17 protein-coding genes are annotated in these 20,316 nt (G+C 44.2%); 3 read left to right on the forward strand and 14 right to left on the reverse strand.

The annotated features are described in order from the left end of the window. Positions 1 to 11: 11 nt before the first annotated feature. The 14 genes from JMX89_RS11475 to JMX89_RS11540 all read right to left on the reverse strand — a co-directional run bounded on the left by JMX89_RS11475 (position 12) and on the right by JMX89_RS11540 (position 16,333). Positions 12 to 1,361: a valine--pyruvate transaminase gene (locus JMX89_RS11475; protein ID WP_201530655.1), complete on the reverse strand. Its 1,350-nt coding sequence runs from the start codon at positions 1,359 to 1,361 to the stop codon at positions 12 to 14. Between the two features lie 200 nt (positions 1,362 to 1,561). Further along, positions 1,562 to 4,228, reverse strand: a complete 2,667-nt coding sequence (locus JMX89_RS11480) for an ABC transporter permease (protein WP_201530656.1) — start codon at positions 4,226 to 4,228, stop codon at positions 1,562 to 1,564. Continuing rightward, positions 4,228 to 4,917, reverse strand: a complete 690-nt coding sequence (locus tag JMX89_RS11485; protein ID WP_201551609.1) for an ABC transporter ATP-binding protein — start codon at positions 4,915 to 4,917, stop codon at positions 4,228 to 4,230. Before JMX89_RS11485 ends, JMX89_RS11480 begins: the two co-directional genes overlap by 1 nt. Continuing rightward, entirely contained in the window at positions 4,914 to 5,738 is an 825-nt protein-coding gene (locus tag JMX89_RS11490; RefSeq protein WP_201551611.1) for an arylesterase, read from the reverse strand. Before JMX89_RS11490 ends, JMX89_RS11485 begins: the two co-directional genes overlap by 4 nt. Positions 5,739 to 5,828: 90 nt before the next feature. Beyond that, a complete protein-coding gene (locus JMX89_RS11495; protein ID WP_201551613.1) occupies positions 5,829 to 7,148 on the reverse strand; it encodes an MFS transporter in 1,320 nt (439 codons plus the stop codon). A gap of 282 nt (positions 7,149 to 7,430) precedes the next feature. Continuing rightward, complete coding sequence (gene nqrM, locus JMX89_RS11500) at positions 7,431 to 7,676, reverse strand: (Na+)-NQR maturation NqrM (RefSeq protein WP_011514732.1); 246 nt, start codon at positions 7,674 to 7,676, stop codon at positions 7,431 to 7,433. Positions 7,677 to 7,826: 150 nt separating this feature from the next. Continuing rightward, entirely contained in the window at positions 7,827 to 8,975 is a 1,149-nt protein-coding gene (locus tag JMX89_RS11505) for an FAD:protein FMN transferase (RefSeq protein ID WP_201551615.1), read from the reverse strand. Positions 8,976 to 9,273: 298 nt separating this feature from the next. Next, positions 9,274 to 10,074, reverse strand: coding sequence for an SDR family NAD(P)-dependent oxidoreductase (locus JMX89_RS11510; RefSeq protein WP_201551617.1), 801 nt, complete (start codon positions 10,072 to 10,074; stop codon positions 9,274 to 9,276). Positions 10,075 to 10,186: 112 nt separating this feature from the next. Continuing rightward, entirely contained in the window at positions 10,187 to 11,422 is a 1,236-nt protein-coding gene (nqrF, locus tag JMX89_RS11515) for an NADH:ubiquinone reductase (Na(+)-transporting) subunit F (RefSeq protein ID WP_011514729.1), read from the reverse strand. A gap of 123 nt (positions 11,423 to 11,545) precedes the next feature. Beyond that, the gene (gene nqrE / locus JMX89_RS11520) at positions 11,546 to 12,154 is read right to left on the reverse strand and encodes an NADH:ubiquinone reductase (Na(+)-transporting) subunit E (protein ID WP_011281361.1); all 609 of its coding nucleotides are present in this window, start codon (positions 12,152 to 12,154) and stop codon (positions 11,546 to 11,548) included. Beyond that, positions 12,154 to 12,825: an NADH:ubiquinone reductase (Na(+)-transporting) subunit D gene (locus JMX89_RS11525; protein ID WP_011514728.1), complete on the reverse strand. Its 672-nt coding sequence runs from the start codon at positions 12,823 to 12,825 to the stop codon at positions 12,154 to 12,156. The genes nqrE and JMX89_RS11525 overlap by 1 nt, the downstream gene beginning before the upstream one ends. Before the next feature lies 1 nt (position 12,826). Next, complete coding sequence (locus JMX89_RS11530; protein WP_201551619.1) at positions 12,827 to 13,759, reverse strand: Na(+)-translocating NADH-quinone reductase subunit C; 933 nt, start codon at positions 13,757 to 13,759, stop codon at positions 12,827 to 12,829. Next, positions 13,740 to 14,975 (reverse strand): NADH:ubiquinone reductase (Na(+)-transporting) subunit B, encoded by a 1,236-nt coding sequence (locus JMX89_RS11535; RefSeq protein WP_011514726.1) that lies wholly within the window; start codon positions 14,973 to 14,975, stop codon positions 13,740 to 13,742. The genes JMX89_RS11530 and JMX89_RS11535 overlap by 20 nt, the downstream gene beginning before the upstream one ends. 5 nt (positions 14,976 to 14,980) lie before the next feature. Further along, entirely contained in the window at positions 14,981 to 16,333 is a 1,353-nt protein-coding gene (locus JMX89_RS11540) for a Na(+)-translocating NADH-quinone reductase subunit A (protein WP_011514725.1), read from the reverse strand. Between the two features lie 933 nt (positions 16,334 to 17,266). On the opposite strand from JMX89_RS11540, the gene hisA reads away from it, so the two are divergent. From hisA to JMX89_RS11555, 3 genes are all read left to right on the forward strand, one after another. Beyond that, a complete protein-coding gene (gene hisA / locus JMX89_RS11545) occupies positions 17,267 to 18,007 on the forward strand; it encodes a 1-(5-phosphoribosyl)-5-[(5-phosphoribosylamino)methylideneamino]imidazole-4-carboxamide isomerase (RefSeq protein ID WP_011514724.1) in 741 nt (246 codons plus the stop codon). Positions 18,008 to 18,064: 57 nt separating this feature from the next. Further along, on the forward strand, positions 18,065 to 19,783 hold the full coding sequence (locus JMX89_RS11550; protein ID WP_201530662.1) for a mechanosensitive ion channel family protein: 1,719 nt from the start codon (positions 18,065 to 18,067) through the stop codon (positions 19,781 to 19,783). Between the two features lie 84 nt (positions 19,784 to 19,867). Further along, positions 19,868 to 20,173, forward strand: a complete 306-nt coding sequence (locus JMX89_RS11555; protein WP_201530663.1) for a hypothetical protein — start codon at positions 19,868 to 19,870, stop codon at positions 20,171 to 20,173. Positions 20,174 to 20,316 lie beyond the last annotated feature (143 nt).

The raw sequence follows: 20,316 nt of genomic DNA on the forward strand, positions 1-20,316 counted from the left end.
TATCATTGAAGTTATGATGCTTTGTTATTTTTAGCTTCATCATACAACTCACGCACCACTTCACCAATCACTCTAATACCATCAGTTAGCGTCTGCTTGTCAGCCGCGATACTCATACGAATACACTCGTGCGCATGCTGATAATCGCTAACATCGACACCAGGGAAGAAGTACTCGCTTGGCACAATAAGGGTGCCTTTTTCTTTTAGGCGCTCGTACAGCTCAAGCGTACTAATCGGCAAGTCTTTAAACCACAACCATAAGAATATCGCACCCTCAGGCTTATGAATCACTAAAGGATAATCGCCCAATGCTTCTTTTAATAGCTTCACAGCGAGGTTCGCCTGCTTTTGATAAAAAGGTTTAATCTCATTATCCGATAATTGCTTGATACGGTCGTTTTCTACCAACGGCGTGGCAATCGCTGCGCCAAAACGTGTCGGTGCTAGGTTTACTACCGCATTCATTGCGCTAACAGCCGCAATGACTTTAGGAGCAGCGACGATAATCCCCGTACGCATACCGGGTAGACCAATCTTAGATAAACTAAAGCAGAGAATGGTATTGTCATCCCAAGTGAGATGAGCGTCTGAATAAATAATGTTAGGGAAAGGCATTCCGTAGGCATTATCGATAATCAGCGGTATCTCATAACGCTTGGCAATCTCAGCTAAATGCGCCATTTCGTCATCGGTCAGCACGTTGCCAGTAGGATTGGTCGGGCGTGAGCAGCAAATCGCGCCGATGCGACCTTCCTTTAATGCTGGCAAGTTCTCTAACGCTTCAAAGTCGACGCGATATTTAAAGAAACCTTCCTCGCCATCATGCGTCACTTCATCGATATGCGGTAGTACCGCTGCGAAATGCTGACCTTCGACATGCACGTCGCTATAGCCGATATACTCAGGGGTCAATGGCAGAAGAATCGATTTATCTACAGACTGGCTTTCTTTATCTTGACTGTTTTCATCAACGAAAGCGCCGCCGAATAGATTAAACAAATAGAAAAACGCGTTCTGTGAGCCGTTGGTCAGGGCGATATTTTCTGAGGTCAGATTCCAATCATAATGACGATTAAAGAAGCCAACCAAGGCGTCGATGAAGCCTGCATCACCTTGTGGGTTAGAGTAATTCGCCATGCTAATGATAGCGCTACTATTGGCCTCACCCGTATCATTGTCATTACCAAGGGCCTTATACGTCTCCAAAAACAACTCATTGACGGCATCAATTTTGGCAGGGTTACCACCGCCCAGCATGTTGACTGGCTGATCGCTTTTTAGCGCATCGCCCAGATCATCCATCAATTGTGAGATGCCAGTGGGCTGGGTAAATTTTTGACCGAACTTTGAGAATTTCATAAGGTTACCGTGCTGTTATAAAGGATTATAAGAGAATATAAAATGTCATACAGTGATATGGAATGTATTATTTAAAAAATAGGATAGCAAATAGCAAAATTTAAAGAGGTTAATACTAAACTAAAAAATAGGTTAGCTTAAGCTAAATAATGCTCAAGCTAACCTAAATTTTGAAAATGTTTACTAATAACAAGAAAATATTAAATCATCGCCCGTACTCGCGCCATAATGCCGCGCCCAATCACCAGTCTCACATAAATAATGGCAATGGCAAACAGCAATACGACTAACGCCATACTACCGATACTCAGGCTTGCCCATGGCACACTAAAGCGTAGATTAAACCATTGGGTGAGGGCAGCCCATGCGCCAACGCTGGCGATAATGATCGCAAATGTCGCCGCACTAATTCCCAATACCCCAAGCTCTAGTATGTTCAGCATATACAAGTCGCGTTTTTGCATCCCTAGTAGCCTAAATGAGGCGCTTTCTTGCAGACGGTCTTGTGAGGTGGATAATAACGAGCTAATCAATACCATAACCCCAGTCAGTAAGGCAAGTAGCGTAAAGACGTAGACCAAACGGCTCATTTGCACCACCAGCTCTTGGATTTGCTGAGCAATTGCGGTCCCGTCTATCGTCGTCACCGCAGGGAATTGTCGTACCATTTTCCCTTGCAGGTCTGGAATATCATCAGCGTTTACATGGGCGGTGGCAAATTGAATCTGCGGGGCAGCAGAGAGAACGGCTGGCTCAAATAAAAAGTAGAAATAAGGACTGGGACCTTGCTCGAAACGCGAGCGGATACTGGTAATCTGCCCGACGATTTCAATCCCTTGAATATTAAAACGTACCTCATCACCCATACCGACATTCAGTAAGCTAGCAGCAGTATCCAAAATAGATAAGGGCGCAACGGTTGACGCTGTGTCTTTATTTTCAGTGTTAATGGGTGCATACAGCTGATTGTCTGCTACAGCATTCGTAATAAATTCAGTGTCCATTACTGTATCTGCATAGCTGAGATTAAAGACACGTGCAGGGTCATCAAAGCCATCAGCAGGCTCGATATCCTGCACAGGTATATTATTGGCAGTCACTACTCGAGCACGAATAACAGGGTAGTAGCTCACTGGTGCGCCAATAATGCTATCAATCTCAGCATGCTGATCGCTCTGAATGTCTAACAAAAACAGATTGGGCGCATCTTCAGGATAAGCGTTAATAAATTGGGCGTTGATACTGTGATTGAGCGTTGTAATGAGAGTCAGTACCGCCACCGATAGTGCTAAGGTGACGAAAAATAATGCCGATTGGTTGCCTTTACGCGCAAGGTTATGAATCGCAATACGCTGCATCCAGCCGATTTTAGCGTTACTTGCAATACGTGCTAGTAACCACAGCCAGCCACGTGCCAATAGCCAAAATACGCTCACAAAGCCAATTAAACCAATTAATAACTGCGCGCCAAATAACCATCCGCCTACTTCATAAACAAAAAACACATATAGACCAGCCAGCATTAACCCATACCAAAGTAACGGCAAGCGTTTATACCAAGGCAGATGTTGCACAGCTGAGCTTGCACCTTGATTGAGCAAGGTAGCAGGTTTTGTGGTGTTCAATGTGCTCAAGCCGCGTTGGGCGATGAGTAGCGTGAGCACCAAGGCTATGACGGTGGTTTTGATGGCACTGATAGGATTAATAGCCAAGCTGACGTCAGCTGGTAAGATAGCCACAAGATAAGGCTGACCGACTTTGAGTAAGCCAAAGCTGACTAAAATTGCTGCGATACAAGCGATGATGGCAGTGATAATAAGGAGCTGATAGTAGCTGCGTTTTAGCGACTTAAGGGGCTCACCCAGTGCCAAACGTATCGCATTGCTCGACTGCTGCTTGGTCACAAATGCTGTGATGACGCCATACATAGCCACTGCGGACAATAACAATACGGCAATGACCAAAAGCTTTAAAAACATCAATACATTATCAGAGATACGCGATACCGAGGTGTCCGCAGATTCTGCATCAGAGAGCTCGATATCAGGATAATTGGTCAATATTTGCGTCAGTTTATCACGCTGAGTCGCCATCAATTCTGCATTACCTGCCAGCTCAATACGGTAATTAATACGGCTACGCTGTCCCAATAGATTGGTTGCCTCTAACGCCTGCTGTGGCATCAAAATACGACCACCGAAGCCAAAGGCGCTCAGTGGACGGTCAGGCTCTTTTGTCAGCACATCACTAATGATAAATTGCGCATCACCAATAGTGATTTGGTCACCAATATCAGCATTTAAACTTTTGAGCACTTCGGGGGCGACCACTATATTATTGGCTGTAAGCTGCTGCCATAATGGCTGTCCTGATGCCAGCTCGACGTCACCATATAATGGGTAGGATTGGGAAACCGCTTTTATGCTGGCAAGCAAAGTCTGCTCATCAGTGACGACCATCGCGCTAAACTGATAGTCAAAAACCGTTTGTGTATCGGCAAGGGTATCAATCTGCGTTAATACTTCGCTTGGCCAATCTTGCTTACTGTTTAATATTAAATCGCCACCGACCAAAGCGCGCTGATTGTCATTGATATAGGTGTCAACTGACTGCTGGATAGAGTCAAGTGTGAGGTAGGTCGCAAGTGACAGCGTCAAAGTCAGTAAAAATAATACTGGATATATCCAGCGCTGCCACCAGCTCCGACTAAGTGCTTGCGCGCCCAATCCTTGTAAGCCTAGTTTTTGTAAACCAAGGGTAGTCGTCAATAGCTGGCGTACGATACCGCCACTAGTGTCTGACTCTTTAGCCATGGTGGTATTAGTAATATCAGTCGATGAGGTGTCTTCTATATTCTTATTATCCATCAAGATATAATCCGCCCATCATGCATGGTAATAACGCGATCTGCCATGTCAGCAAGTGCTGAATCATGGGTGACCACCACCAGTGCCGAGCCAGTTTTCTGACGCAAATCTAGTAATAGCTGCATCACTTGATTGGCATTTTGTTCATCTAAGTTGCCGGTAGGCTCATCAGCAAAGACAATCTTTGGGCGTGATACCAATGCGCGAGCAACTGCTGTACGCTGCTGCTCGCCACCGGATAATTGGTTTGGCAAGCTATGACGCCTATGACCCAAATCAACCGCCTCAATCAACTCATCGACACGCGCCGCATCTGGACGACGGGCGATGTCCAATGGAAAAGCGATATTTTCAGCAACGGTTAACGTTGGTAGCAGATGAAAAGACTGAAAGACAAAACCCATATCGCGCTGACGAATAACCGCTAAAGCATCTTCATTTAATCGGCTTAAGGTTTGACCTGCCAACTCAACGTCGCCGCTATCAGGATAATCTAATGCCGCTAACAAACCCAACAAGGTGGATTTGCCAGAGCCAGATTTACCCATGATTACCACAAACTCGCCAGCATTAACGTGAATGTCAACGTCTTTAATAATAGATAAGGACTGATCACCAACGTGTACGGTTTTATTTAGCTTAGTGGCAGTGAGCAGCGCTGCTTGCGAGGTAGGTAATGCTGATGTCATTGTGCAGTCTCAGTAGGCATATTTGTCACATTCAATGGATTTATTTTTTTAAGCTCAGGCTGTAATATCGGCAAGATATTGTTATTAACGATCAGCGTATAACCTTCTTTGGTCGGATGAATGGCATCGGCTTGATTAAGCTTAGGGTCGCCACCTACACCGTCTAAAAAGAACGGAATAAGTGTCACGTTCAGGTCTTTCGCCACTCTTGGATATATCGCTGCAAAGGATTTTACATAATCAGAGCCAAGGTTGTCATAAATCTGCATACCACCTAGGATGACCACGCTATCATTGTCTTGTAAGCGCTTTACGGCAGTACGAATATTGGCTTCAACCGTCGCGACATCAATACCACGAATAGCATCATTGGCACCAATGGTCAAAATAGTAACATCAGGTTTGGTCTGTAATACCCAATCTAATCGATTAACCAAGCCTGTACTGGTTTCGCCACTCAATCCTGAATTAATGACTTTAATGTCTTTATAACCCAGTTCCTGCAAGCGTGTTTGTAGCTGGGCGGGGTAATTGGCATTATTATCCACCCCAAGCCCTTCTGTTAAAGAGTCACCTAATGCCAATATGGTCAAAGGCGCTTGTTGTTCAGCAGGGTTCGTTGTAGATGTGGTTTGAGATAATTGGGTATCGGAGGGTTGATTGCTGTTTTGAGTATTGTTTTGAGAGCTGGCTTGAATATCAGTATCCGTCTGAGTATTACTAGCATCAGGCGTTTTTTGACAACCGCTGATTGCGATTGCGACGGTCAAGACAGCGACCGTAATCAAGTGCTGCGGTAAGCGAGAAAGTCTGTTTATCATAATTCTGCTGTCCTATAGGCGATGGCATTAGTCTAGCAGAATCAGATAAGCAGCAATATGGTGCAAAAGTTAATTGATTCATGATAAAAACTAAATCCGCTTGCCATCGACCATCACCGGACGGCTGACCAGCCACGCAAATCCTACGTTGACCACCATCAATATCAGCATAATAAGTAAGGGTAAATCCCAGCTGTCCGTTGCTTCATGTAACCAACCAGTCCCCAATGGACCAAAAAACGCAATCAAATAACCGACCGCTTGCGCCATACCCGACAGCTCACTTGATTGATTGGCGGTATAAGTACGCATTGAAAACAGCATCATACTTAAGGTAAAAATCGCTGAACAACCAATGCCCATCAGCGCCGACCACAACCACGCCAAATCAGCAGATAAATAGCTGACACCTAAGATACCAATCACATTTAAAACCGCTGCAAGTACCGCCAGTGCCTGAATAGGTCGTCCACGATTGACCAGCCACGTTAAGCTTAAAATTGCCACAGGCGCCATAAACTGGAATACCGAGTTCATCTGTCCCGCACTTAATGCTGACAAGCCTTTACTGAGCCAAATCGACGGTAAAAAACTGGCAGCTGTATAAAAAATCAGCGATTGTAAACCCATGAATATGGCAATTTGCCAAGCAAAGGGTGTGCGCCACATAGAGATGGGCGATGGGGCTTGAACGCCTTCAGCAAGCGGTACTACGGGCTGATGGTTTGAAGAACCCAAACGCAGTCGTAGCAGCACCCATATTATTAAGGCAAAGACGCCCAAAATCGACCAACCACCAAGCGCCCATTGCCAGCCTACTTGTTCAGATAATGGCAAGACCACGCCCGCGACAATCCCTGCCGACACGGTCATAGTGAGACTGAATAATCCAGTAACTAAAGGAATATGATTGGGCGTACGTTGCTTGATAACAGGCGCCGCAAGGGTATTGGCAAAACCAATCGCTAACGTCAGCAGTAATGTGCCGCCCAAAAACCCCATCCAAGTGGGAATAAGGCTGCGAATAATCATCCCTATTGTTAGGAGGCTAATCATCGCAATTAAAGTGTTTTCAAGCCCAAAACGCTTACCAATCGCTGGCGAGATAAAAGCCCCAAGTGCAAAAGTCAGCATCGGCACCGCGCCAAGCCATCCAATTTGGGTTTCGGAGATATTGAGCGCTCCTTGAACCACCGGTGCTATAGAACCTAGTGCCACAATCGGCGAGCGCATATTGGTCGCCAATAGAATCATGGCACACAACACCAGCCAAAACGTAAAGCGCGAAGAGGGCAGCTGAAACGGTAAAGGATTATCCGTCTGAGACTGTAAAGGCAAATCATTTTGCACATTAGGAGAGGTAGACATGGCAGCACGACTATTATTAGAATAAGAAAAAGGACACGTCATTAAACAGCGCCGAAGAGTCGTCGCTTGCAAAATAACACCGAAAAATCTCACAAAGAAGATGAGTGAGACGAAAAAATAGAATATCGAAATATTGGCAGAAAGCAATTCATATGAACTTGCTACCTTAACAGGTAAGGCAATATGAATATCTATAAGTAGTGATGTAGAACAATAACGCTGCGCCATAAAAAATAGCGCCAGCCCTTTTTTTATAAGGTCTGGCGCTATTATAAGAACAAATGACGGCTAAATACTACCAGCGTATGGTAACAAACCGACTATTTATACCGATTTGCCCAATTGAGCCGCTTTTAAAGCGTTCTCTTGTTGTTCAGCGATTAGAGAATCGCATTTATTAGGGTCATCACCGCAGTACGAGCATTTCTCATTGCCCATCAATTTGGCAACACCGCCACAAGACCCTCTAAGCGGCTTTTTATTGACCATATAACCGATACCCATAAAGATAAAAAACAGCATGAATACGGTAAAGGTGATAGCAAGCATGGGAAGCAGTTGGCTAAGCATAGAGGAGACCTCGTGTTAAAAGTAGGACAGTTATCTGTGTGATAACCTCTTAATAGTATAGCAAAAATTCATCTTGTCCGTTTGAGCTTCTCAGCTTAGTAAGACAATTTCAGAAAGATACCGAATTAGCTTCTATTAGTGTTTTTAGATTTAGCTGGACTTTTTATCAGCACGTAATGCTTGCATAGCAGGTGTTTGCACCAATTGCCAATCATCAATGCTGTCCGCAGCTGCTTCTATGCTCACACCATTTGCCAACACGACAAACAATGCCGCTATGTTTTGCTCCTTGGCGACGCTCAAAGCTTTTTTGTAAGGCATAGCAGTTAAGGCGGTTGCCCAAGCATCAGCCAGCGCGACGGTGTCTGCCGCGACGGTTACCGATGGCGCACCACCTACAATCGGCTCACCTGTGGTCGGGTCAATGGTATGACTGTAGTGCTTACCATCAAAGACGACTGAGTTGCGATAGTTGCCAGAGGTCGCCAGATGCATCGTGTTGCCATTATTTATCGGTTGGCGAATCACTGCCATAGTTTGACGCTCGCTGACGGTACTACCTTCAATCGGTGCATCAATCGCAATTTGCCAAGGTTGTTGTTGCGCACTGACACCAGAGGTTGCCACCTCACCACCAATCTCAACCATATAATTGCGAATTTGATAATTGTTTTTTAGCACATCAGCGATGACATCGACACCATAGCCTTTAGCCACTGCTGAAAAATCAAGCCCAATGCCATCTTTGGCTTTATAGATAGTCTTATCTTTTTGAATGATACTTTCAAAGTCGACCAAGGCTTTGGCTTGCGCAATCTCAAGCGCCGTCGGTGGACTTTGCAAACGCTCAACGGTCATCGTGCTACCAAAACCCCAAGTGTCTATCAATGGCATCACTGTAGGATCAAAGGCACCACCCGATAGCTCATAAACTTGTCTTGAAGCTACCAACACATGATTAAAATCTTCATCGATGGTAATAGGCTCATCTTTGCCTAATTGATTAAATGCAGAGATGGTAGAGTCCGCTTGATAAGTGGACATACTGTCATTGATATCTTGCAGGCGCTTATCGATGGCTGCTTGTATGGCCGCTTCATCAGCGCCTTTAGGCAACTGATAGCTAATATGATAGCTGGTGCCCATGGTCTCACCGCTCAGATTATTATAATCGGTCTTTTGCTGGCAAGCGCTCATCCCTAGTGCGGCACTTACAGCGATAATAGGTAGTAGGGCGGTATTCATCGATTTGACAGAAAATGAGAGTGGTATTGATTTTTGTATGCTTGGGTTTTTCATATGAGTCATCACAACTTGATATAGCGAAGGGATAAATGAGGCGTTAGCTATTAAATAAGCTAAGCGTTGCCTATTTTACACCCCTTGTCACCCATAACGCCAATTGTCGGCTTAAAACATTTTCAGATATTGATTGCTATGTAATATATATAGCTAAAACATCTAAAAAAACTACGGTAGGACTGGTATGAATTTTTTGCGGTCTATGTAGGCATAGCAAGCAAGAAAAATTAATACCAGCCCTACGTGATGTAGCGATATCACATGTCACTAACTATAGTTAATTAACATGCTAGATTTATTTGACTTGCGACTCACGAATGAGCTTATAAAGTTTTGGCGGTGATAGGCGATTAACCTTGGTGGCGAGCTTTTCTTTGCGACCAGCAACGATAATATACTCTTCCCCTCTAGTAAGGGCTTTGACGACTTGTTTAGCAAAGCTAGTCGCCGTCAGACCTTTATTGGTTGCCGCATCCATCGTCCCTTGTGCACTACCATCACCAGTCAAGGCATTAATAGAGATATTGGTTTGAATAAATCCTGGGAATATCGTTGCTACTTCTATTCCTTGTTCGTGCAGTTCAGCACGCAGACTGTTCGCCCACATATGAATAGCCGCTTTGGCAGCACCATAAGCACCGCGATATTGTGTACCGAGTAACCCTGCAACACTTGATATCATCACTATTTTGCCGCCACCTTGTTCGAGCATATCTGGCAATACCAATCTGCTCAGACGCGTCTGCGCAAAGTAATCTATCTCCATAATTTGTCGTTCGACGTCTTCAGTGGTATCCATGATAAGCGCGCGTTGACTGATACCTGCATTATTAATCAGCCAATCGATTTTTCCTGCTTGAGTTTTAGCGGTAGCGTATGCTTGTTTTGCTTGCTCAGCATCGGTTATATCAAAAGGGATAACGATATGTTTTTTACTATTTTTACAGCGGCTTTTTACCAGTGCTAGTTTCTCTTTATCACGTCCACTTAGAATAATACGAGCGCCGTGTTTGGCAAAGGCGATGGTTAATGCTTCACCGATACCGCTTGATGCGCCTGTTACCCAAATGGTCAAATCTTTATAGTTGGTTTTCATAGGAATCCTTTCCGTTTCGCCCATAAAAAAAGAGCCTCAATTGAGACTCTTAATTTAGCATATATTATTCTGTTAATTGTGGTTGCTTAACGATTAAGCTTAACCATCCCAATTAACCACCAAAGTCATCAAGCATGATATTTTCATCTTCAACACCCATGCTGTGCAACATATCGATGACCGCCGCATTCATCATCGGTGGCCCACACATGTAGTATTCACAATCCTCTGGATTTGGATGGTCTTTGAGATATTCCTCTAACAAGACATTATGGATAAAGCCTGTATAGCCATCCCAATTATCTTCTGGTAATGGATCAGACAATGCCACATGCCACTCAAAGTTAGCAAACTCTTCTTCTAGCTGATCATAATCTTCAACGTAGAACATCTCACGAATAGAACGCGCGCCATACCAGAAACTAATCTTACGATCAGAGTTGAGGCGTTTGAGCTGATCGAAAATGTGCGAACGCATCGGTGCCATACCAGCACCACCACCGACAAATATCATCTCAGCTTCGGTCTTTTTGGCGAAGAACTCACCATAAGGACCAGATACTGTGACTTTATCGCCAGGTTTTAGGCTAAAGGTCCAAGAAGACATTTTGCCCGGTGGAATACCATCAGGACCACGCGGCGGCGGACTGGCAATACGAATGTTAAATTTGATTAAACCTTTTTCATCCGGATAGTTAGCCATTGAATAGGCACGGATAACAGGCTCATCAACTTTTGAGACGTATTTAAAGATGCCAAAGTTATTCCAATCGTCTTGATATTCTTCGGCAATATCAAAGTCTTTATAATGTACTTCATGCGGTGGCGCTTCTAGCTGTACATAACCACCAGCACGGAAGTTCACTTCTTCGCCATCTGGAATCTTCAGCACCAATTCTTTAATAAAGGTCGCAACGTTATCATTAGAGATAACTTCACATTCCCACTTTTGCACATCAAAGAATTCAGGATCGATCTCAATTTTCATGTCTTGCTTAACAGCTACCTGACAGGCAAGACGCATATGATTGCGAATCTCACCTTGGGTAAAGTAACCTTCTTCGGTAGGCAGAATAGATCCGCCGCCTTCAATCACGCGGCACCGACACTGGGCACAAGTACCACCGCCACCACAAGCTGAAGATAAGAAAATACCTTCGCTTGCTAATGTTTGTAGCAGTTTGCCGCCTGCAGGTGTTACAACGTCATTCTCGGGATTATCATTGATATGGATAGTAACATCGCCTGAACTGACCAGTCTTGAGCGCGCTGCCAAAATAATGGCAACGAGACCCATGATGATCAAGGTAAACATAGCAACGCCACCAATCGCCGTAGCGTAATCCATGGTAGGTATCCTTAATCTATGGAGTAGGGGAGCGAAAAGACGTCATTGCGTTTTCTCTGAACCCCTACCGAATAAATGAATTAAATAGGTCAAATCGCTAAATAAGCTTTTAAGCTCAGCGGTTTAAATTGACATACCGCCAAACGACATAAAGCCAAGTGACATCAGACCAACCGTGATAAAGGTAATACCAAGACCGCGCAGCGGCGCTGGAATGTCTGAGTATTTCAATTTTTCACGAATACCTGCCAATGCGGTAATCGCCAGTGCCCAACCAAAGCCTGCGCCGACACCGTACACCACTGATTCACCAAAGTTATAGTCACGTTCTACCATGAACAGTACGCCACCTAAGATGGCACAGTTAACGGTAATAAGTGGCAAAAACACACCGAGTGCGTTATACAGACTTGGGACGAACTTATCCAAGAACATCTCTAGAATCTGTACGGTGGCAGCAATCAAACCGATATAACTGAGTAAGCCTAAGAAGCTTAAGTCGATATCAGGGAAACCTGCCCATGCCAGCGCACCATCTTTTAGGATGAACTGGAACAGTAGGTTATTTAGCGGTACGGTAATGGCCATCACGACAACGACTGCTACCCCAAGACCGATAGCGGTTGAAACTTTTTTTGATACGGCTAAAAAGGTACACATGCCTAAGAAGTAGGCCAGCGCCATATTCTCGATAAAGACCGAGGTTATAAATAAACTGACATAATGTCCCATTAGTGACCGCCCCCTTGAGCCATGCCTTTAGATTGCGGCTTCATTACAAATTCAGCATCTTCGACCTGATCAGGTTTCCATGTACGGATAATCACGATAAACAGGGCGATAATGAAGAATGCTGACGGTGGTAGTAGCAATAAACCATTTGGTACATACCAGCCACCATCGGTCGCAGTTTGTAGGATAGTGATACCAAACCAGCTGCCTGCACCCAAGATTTCACGAATACTTGCGACAAATAGTAGTACGGCTGAATAACCCAAACCGTTACCGATACCATCCAAGAAACTTGGAATAGGCGGATTGCTCATCGCAAACGCTTCAGCACGTCCCATGACGATACAGTTGGTGATAATCAAACCAACAAATACCGATAAGCCTTTACTCACATCATAAGCGACCGCTTTTAGTATCTGATCGACCAAGATAACCAATGAAGCAATAATCGTCATCTGCACGATAATACGAATACTCGATGGGATTTGCTTACGGATGATAGAGATAAAAAAGCTTGAAAATGCGGTAACCAAGGTCAATGCCACGCTCATCACCAGTGCATTTGCTACACTGGTCGTTACCGCCAATGCCGAACAGATACCTAATATCTGTAGAGCAATAGGGTTATTATCAAAAATGGGCGAGGTTAAAATACTTTTTGTATCAGCCATGTTATGCCTCCTTGCCGTGTGCTGCTGGTATTACTGCTACCATTTCGGTTACAGAATGCGCCTGCTGTTGATGTAAGTTTTGACCCAGTTTTTTATAAGGGCTTTGACTTGCTTTGACTTCAGCGTCTACCAGTGTTTTGCCACTTTCTTTACGCAGCTGGTCTAAGTATGGCTTATAGCCTTGCTCACCCAACCAAAACTGAATCATGTTACTTACGCCGCGACTGGTCAAAGTTGCACCACTAATACCGTCAACCCAGTTCTCTTTTGGATTACCAGCTTTGGTCACGCCAGTAGCAACGGCACCTTTGTCATCATAAGAGTGAATACCACTCCACATCGCACGCCATTCTGGCTCTTCGATACGAGCGCCTAGACCTGGAGTTTCTTTATGGTCATAGAAACTGATACCTTTGATGGTATTCATGTCGCTTTCAAGGGTTAAGAAACCATAGATAGTACCCCAAAGACCGTAGCCTTGGATCGGTAGTACCACTATTTCAGGTTGTCCAGCGTCATCATTTTTGACATAAACTTTGGCATATTTAGGCTTACGACCGATACCGGCAGGATCATTACCACCCAAATCTTCACTCAGTGCTTTATTTTTAGTTGCTTGGCTGGCGTCATAAGCATTACGGTCAGGGATGCCAGCAGCGGTCAGCGCGTCATCATCAAGGTAGTTGCCTTTATTTAGGTCAACGATTTTTACCTCAAAATCTTTAAAGCGCTCCGCCACATCTTCATTGGTATCATACGCAGGGTCAAACATACCCGCGGCAACCAAGATGTTTTTATTACGGTCTAAGCGCGCGTTTTCTACTTGCGCAGGCTTTAGACCCACAGCCGCAGCTGAGACCAATACCGAACACACCAAGCATAGCGTCAACGCCACACTGATGGTTTTTGCGTTATTACTTTTGGGCTTGGACATAGCGAACCCTCCGAGCAGTTTGGCGTTTGATATTTGCTTGAGTGACAAAATAGTCAAACAGTGGCGCAAATAAGTTAGCAAATAAAATGGCTAGCATGATGCCTTCTGGGAAAGCTGGATTAATGACACGAATCAATACGGTCATAAAACCAATCAAGATACCGTAAGCCCAGCGCCCTTTATTGGTATGCGCAGCAGATACTGGATCAGTTGCCATAAACACGGCACCAAAAGCAAAACCACCGATCACTAAGTGCCAGTAAAACGGCAAGCTCATCATCATATTGTCTTCAGAGCCAATCATATTAAACACAAGAGATGTGGCAATCAGACCCACCACACAACCTGCCATGATGCGCCATGATGCAATGCGCGTCCAAAGTAGGACAGCAGCACCCATTAAGATAGCTAGCGTCGATACTTCACCGATACTGCCTTGCATGTTGCCTAAGAATGCATCACTCCACGTGATGGCATTGCCATAAACATCGACAAAATCTTGTGGAACGACGCCGAGCGCAGCAAGACCAAGTGGCGTTGCACCTGAGAAACCATCAACGGCAGTCCATACTGAGTCGCCTGACATATAAGCCGGATAAGCAAAGTATAAGAACGCACGACCCGATAGGGCAGGGTTAAGGAAGTTTTTACCTGTACCACCGAATACCTCTTTTGCCACGACAACACCAAAGATAATACCTAAGGCAACTTGCCATAATGGGATATCGGGTGGCAGACATAATGCAAACAGTACAGAGGTAACAAAGAAGCCTTCGTTGACTTCATGACCACGGACGACGGCGAAGATAATCTCACAGAGAATACCAACCCCAAAGGTCACAAGATAAATCGGTAAGAACTGCATAGCACCGTAGACGAAGCTTGCCCAGATACTGTCTGGATTATAGCCTGCCATACTGGTGATAATGGTGCGCCAGCCTTCAGGCTGTAAGCCGAGGGTTGCAATCGCAGTCAATGCTTGATGACCGATATTGTACATACCCCAAAACATCGCTGGGAAGGTACATAACCAGACGGTAATCATAATACGCTTAAGGTCAATACCGTCGCGTACATGTGATGAGGCGTATGTCGTTGAGCTTGGTTGACGCAAAAAAGTATCAAACATCTCAAAGATGGCATAGTATTTTGTGTGTTTGCCACCCTTGGTGAAAGACGGCTCCATACGATCGAACATATTGTGTAAAAATTTCATCGTGGTTAGCCCTCCAGCTCAATGCGCGTTAAGTTATCACGCAAAATATCGCCGAATTCATATTTGCCAGGAGATACGAAGGTGCATAATGCTAAATCTTCTTCGTCCAATTCAAGTACACCCAAATCTACAGCCGTGATAATGTCTTCGACAATCAAAGCACGCAATAGCTGGGTTGGCAGATAGTCTTGTGGCATGACTTCTTCATAGACACCGATTGGCACCATCGCTCTAGGTGAGCCATTGCTCGTGGTAGTGAAGTTATATTTTTTGCCACCAAAAAACTGCGAAATATAGATAGGCAGTTTAGAGAAGCGGTTGGCGCCTGGCGTAAAGAAGTGGAACGCTGGACGCTCACGACCTTCTGCTAGCACACTGACTTGATTATCAAAGCGACCAAGATAGGCAATATTGCCAAATACTTGACGCCCAGACAGCACTGAACCTGAAATCACACGGTTCTCGCCAGCTGTCAAATTACCTTTGGTCAAGGCAGCAATATCCGCACCGCGTTCAGTGGCGATAATATGAGGATTGCTAACAGCAGGACCAGCTAAGCTCAACAGACGACGCGTATATAAACGCCCGCTAGTAAATAGCTTGCCAATCGCAATCACATCTTGATAACCAATCGTCCAAACGCTTGTACCACGCATGATAGGGTGCAAGAAATGAATGTGCGTGCCTGCAAGACCAGCAGGATGTTTGCCCGCAAAGCTATGATACTCAGTGACATTATTAGCTGCAGTTTTTGCAACTGGCGTCAACTGACTATTGCCATGATGGCAGACAAAGGTCTTGGGGCTGAGTGTTGACAAGACAGCAAGACCATCATTGAACGCCTGCAGTTGCTCGTTAATCAGCAGCATCGGGTCAAATGCCAATGGATTGGTATCCATGGCTGTGACGAAAATAGCGTGAGGACGAGCACCGATTTCAGGAGCACGGCTAAAGGGGCGCGTACGGAACGCCGTCCATTCACCAGAGGCAAGCAGTTGGGTTTCAACGACTTCAGAATCTAGGTCAGCAAGTTGCTGGGAGTCATAGCGCTGAAATTCTACTTCCGCACCATTTGGGTCGACCGCAATTACAAGACTTTCAAACACACGACGTTCACCGCGTTTAATGGCGATGACTTTACCAGCAGCAGGCGCAGTGTAGATAACGCCAGCCCGTTTTTTGTCTTCAAAAACGGGTTGACCTTTTGCTACGATATCGCCTTCTTTGACATTCATCGTCGGCTTCATACCAACGTAATCATAGCCAATAAGTGCCACATGGGCGGGTCTGTGCTCAGATATCTCGCGGGAGGGTTCACCAGTGATGGGTAAATCCAAACCTTTCTTGATGGTAATCATAAGCGAAAACTTAGTCCATAGTCTAAAACGATACCAGACGTCCTGTGTGGTATATCGGCAGCATGAATGGTAACGCCATCACTAAAATAACCAAATCATATCTTATAAAAAGACAGTGATAAGGTTTTTAATAATGACACTTCATGACTACTAGTAAGAGTATTAACGCTGACCTTAGACTCCTTAACAACACGTTAATGTCTTATTCGAATGACCAAAGTGGCGACTGGCTACCAAGGTGTATACTAAAACACTGCAATCTAATTCTCATCTCTTAAAGAAATGGTGTTAGACAAAATACGGTTTTACCATACGATTTATTAAAATCTTAAAATCCATACTATTTGTGAGATTTAAGCAGCACCACCCATTTGCTTAAATACAAATGAGAGATAAATGACTTATGATACTGAGTAGAAGCTATCTAAGCACTATTGAATAACCTATGATTATAGGGTAAATATTAGGACTGAGTAACAGCCGTTGCTAAGCGAAACGTTTAATAGCGTATCAATACCGCATTATCATCTATCTTGCAATGATCGAAACCATCTATAGGTAGCAGACGATCTGGCTTTATCGCACAAATACAAATTTACCTAGGATTATACGCTAAACTGACCTAAAATTGCCAGTTGGTAATCGAATTTACCCAATGTTGCTAGTAATCCTTTGTGCTAAAACTTATGGTTATGACTGTCTGTTTTCTGCTGCAATAGAGAGAAAACTTTAGTTGATTTTATGACTAGAGTACTTACATCATTTTTAAATCACTATCATGCTTATACATCTTTGGTAGTGAATTGACTTTATCGTGACCCGTTTAAATTGGCAGTTCTAGACATTTTATATTAAGTTTGTGTTTAAATAGCTCTTATAAGCTAACCTACCTCCAAGTTTTGATTATTAATATCGTTTTATAAGGAATCCTATATGTGCGCTGTCCCTGTGATTATCCCTGCTATCGATCTCAAAGATGGTAAGTGTGTGCGCTTAAAACAAGGTCGTATGGAAGATGATACGGTATTTTCTGATGACCCTGTGGCGATGGCGGCACGTTGGGTAAAAGAAGGCGCGCGCCGTCTGCATTTGGTCGATCTAAATGGCGCATTTGATGGGATTCCAGTGCATAAGCAAGTGGTGCATGACATTGCAAAAGCTTTTCCTAAACTGCCAATTCAATTGGGTGGCGGTGTGCGCAATATGCAAACCATTGAGCAGTATATTACTGCTGGTCTGACCTATATTATTATTGGTACCAAAGCGGTTGAAGATCCGGATTTTGTTGCTGAGGCGTGCCGTGAGTTTGCTGGACACATTATCGTTGGTATCGATGCCAAAGATGGTATGGTCGCAACCCATGGTTGGGCAAACGTGACTGACACCAAAGCCACAGAGCTTGCCAAACGTTTTGCTGATGTTGGCGTGTCGTCTATCGTCTATACTGATATCGCCCGTGATGGCATGATGCAAGGCGTTAATGTCGAGCAAACCGTTAATTTAGCACGTGAAGGTGGCTTACCAGTGATTGCATCAGGCGGCGTCACCGATATGAAAGATATTGAGTTGTTAAAACCTTATGGTGATTGCATTGAAGGTATCATTACTGGTCGTGCTATTTATGAGGGCACGTTAGATTTGGGCGAGGCACAACTTTATTTGGACGGTAAATAATATTTGAAAAATACGCTTATCAGATTTTGAATAGATAAGGCGTAATCAAGGATGCTTATGGCCACTTATTTTGACTGCATTACATCACGCAAGTGCCAAAAAATGTGGAGTCAATGGCTGTTGCCATTAAGCATCCTATTAAGTTTACCAGCTTATGCCGCTCAAGAAAGCGAAACTGTTAATCCTATTGTATTAGACAGTAATGCTGCCAAGCCTGCGCTTGATAGCAACGCATTACCTAATGCAGCTAATGACATTAATACTACCCCTCTTCCTAGTAATATTCCTGAAAGCACCAATTTGCCGGCTCAAGCGCCAGCTGTACCACCTCCGTTGATACCTATTTTAATTGAACCTGCACCTCCTATCGATGGCGAGAGCAGTAATAACACTCAAATCGAAACCGCTCAAACTGTGCAACATGATAATGACATCCGCCAACGTATCAGTGGGATATTCTCAGAAATTGAAGGCTTGCAAGCAATTAATGTTGGTGTCACTCAAGGCGTTGTTACTCTAACCGGTGAAACACCCAACGAGAAAAAAGCCCAACAAGCCATTAATCTTACCAATCGTTTGACAGATGTTGTCACAGTCGAAGATAAGATTAACCGAACGCTTGATGTTCAGGATAATGTCACGACGGTTTATCAAAGCATCAAAGCTCAAGCCAAAAACCTTATCAAAGCTGTGCCGTTGTTATTGGTCGGGATTATTTTATTTGCTTTAGTAACTTGGTTTGGTAGTTGGTTGTCCAATCGGCAAAAAATGTGGCAGCGCTTAACGCCCAATCCTTTTGTCGCAGAATTATTGTCGCAGACCGTCAAAGTCATCTTTATCATTTTGGGGCTTATATTAGCACTAAGCTTGATTGGCGCGGAGACGATTTTGGGAACGCTACTTGGCGGCGCTGGGGTCATCGGTATTGCCGTTGGTTTCGCGGTTAAGGATACTATTGAAAATTATATTGCCTCTTTAATGCTCAGTATTCGCCAGCCATTTCGCGCCCGCGATCATATTTTGATTAATGCTCAAGAGGGAATAGTGGTGCGCTTGACGTCGCGCGCGACTATTTTAATGACGTTAGATGGCAATCAATTACGTATTCCCAATGCCGAAGTCTTTAAAGCCACGATTTTAAATTACACCAAAAATCCTGAGCGCCGCTTTACCTTTGAATTAGGCGTTGATGCCAATGACGATCCGCTTGCTGCCATCAAAGTGGGTATCGATGCGATTGCTCAATTGGGTTTTGCCTTAGATAAGCCAAAAGTCACCGCGATTATCAAGGAAGTAGGCGACTCAAACATTATTTTGCAGTTCCAAGTATGGGTCAATCAATCAGAAGCTGATTTTTCCAAAGCCCGCAGTATAGCTATTCGCGAGACCAAGCATGCTTTAGAGGATAAAGGCTTTAGCTTACCTGAGCCCATTTATCAGTTACGCTTTAACCATAAACTAGAACAAGCGTTTGAGTATTTCCAAAGCAGTCGAAATGGTGATAAGTCTCAAGAGGACATAACAGTAACGCCCATCATCGTTAAACCCACTAACGATTCTAAAATAGCTAATGACGCTCAAGCGGCTGAAACTACGATTGAAGATAAAGAGAAGCAACAAGCGAAGGCGCGGGCGAAGCATATCTTGCAAGGTCGGAATGCCGATCAAGTGCTTGATGCGCGCCCTGACGAAAAGCTAATGGAAAAGGTTGAGCAGGAAATTGCCGAAAATTCAGATGAAACTGATTTATTAAGTAATAGTAGCCCGCAAGAATAGTGCTGAATACCAACTATAAAAATCGGCATAGAAAATGCAGCGAAATGTTTATCTACATTTTATCGAACTAGACGAGACATTTTTATGCAAATGAAACATCTGATTATATTCGCGGTCGTTGGTATGGTTGTGTTATTGGGTTTTAATGTCATGAATGGCAGTCAACGTGAACAAAACCGAGAAGTTATAGCAGCGAGTAGTGAGGCAGCTGTATCTGAAAATAATGGTTCTGATACGAGAAATGCTAATGACAGCCATACATCAGATATCGCAAGCAAGCCCTTAGGTCAGCAGCCGAAAGCCATTCTAGATGATGCTACTACCAAGATCGATCAGGCACAGCAAGCAGATGCTGCGCGCTTAGAGCAAATGAGTCCTGCGGAGCAGTGATAGATCTGTTATTAGAAAACTGAAGACACAAAAAAGGCTAACGATAACGTTAGCCTTTTTTAATACTTATGTCCCGTCCTAAAATAAGTTTACGAAAAAGGAGCTTATTCATGGACAAGTTAGACACTGTAAAGGTTAAGCGC

Origin of the sequence: Psychrobacter sp. DD43 (assembly GCF_904846555.1) — a bacterium.
Taxonomy (GTDB): domain Bacteria; phylum Pseudomonadota; class Gammaproteobacteria; order Pseudomonadales; family Moraxellaceae; genus Psychrobacter; species Psychrobacter cryohalolentis.

Bases quoted from the DNA above. Each gene is read 5' to 3' on its own strand.
- JMX89_RS11475 (WP_201530655.1), bottom strand. From the start codon at position 1,361: ATGAAATTCTCAAAGTTCGGTCAAAAATTTACCCAGCCCACTGGCATC.
- JMX89_RS11480 (WP_201530656.1), bottom strand. From the start codon at position 4,228: ATGGATAATAAGAATATAGAAGACACCTCATCGACTGATATTACTAAT.
- JMX89_RS11485 (WP_201551609.1), bottom strand. From the start codon at position 4,917: ATGACATCAGCATTACCTACCTCGCAAGCAGCGCTGCTCACTGCCACT.
- JMX89_RS11490 (WP_201551611.1), bottom strand. From the start codon at position 5,738: ATGATAAACAGACTTTCTCGCTTACCGCAGCACTTGATTACGGTCGCT.
- JMX89_RS11495 (WP_201551613.1), bottom strand. From the start codon at position 7,148: ATGACGTGTCCTTTTTCTTATTCTAATAATAGTCGTGCTGCCATGTCT.
- nqrM (WP_011514732.1), bottom strand. From the start codon at position 7,676: ATGCTTAGCCAACTGCTTCCCATGCTTGCTATCACCTTTACCGTATTC.
- JMX89_RS11505 (WP_201551615.1), bottom strand. From the start codon at position 8,975: ATGAAAAACCCAAGCATACAAAAATCAATACCACTCTCATTTTCTGTC.
- JMX89_RS11510 (WP_201551617.1), bottom strand. From the start codon at position 10,074: ATGAAAACCAACTATAAAGATTTGACCATTTGGGTAACAGGCGCATCA.
- nqrF (WP_011514729.1), bottom strand. From the start codon at position 11,422: ATGGATTACGCTACGGCGATTGGTGGCGTTGCTATGTTTACCTTGATC.
- nqrE (WP_011281361.1), bottom strand. From the start codon at position 12,154: ATGGGACATTATGTCAGTTTATTTATAACCTCGGTCTTTATCGAGAAT.
- JMX89_RS11525 (WP_011514728.1), bottom strand. From the start codon at position 12,825: ATGGCTGATACAAAAAGTATTTTAACCTCGCCCATTTTTGATAATAAC.
- JMX89_RS11530 (WP_201551619.1), bottom strand. From the start codon at position 13,759: ATGTCCAAGCCCAAAAGTAATAACGCAAAAACCATCAGTGTGGCGTTG.
- JMX89_RS11535 (WP_011514726.1), bottom strand. From the start codon at position 14,975: ATGAAATTTTTACACAATATGTTCGATCGTATGGAGCCGTCTTTCACC.
- JMX89_RS11540 (WP_011514725.1), bottom strand. From the start codon at position 16,333: ATGATTACCATCAAGAAAGGTTTGGATTTACCCATCACTGGTGAACCC.
- hisA (WP_011514724.1), top strand. From the start codon at position 17,267: ATGTGCGCTGTCCCTGTGATTATCCCTGCTATCGATCTCAAAGATGGT.
- JMX89_RS11550 (WP_201530662.1), top strand. From the start codon at position 18,065: ATGGCCACTTATTTTGACTGCATTACATCACGCAAGTGCCAAAAAATG.
- JMX89_RS11555 (WP_201530663.1), top strand. From the start codon at position 19,868: ATGCAAATGAAACATCTGATTATATTCGCGGTCGTTGGTATGGTTGTG.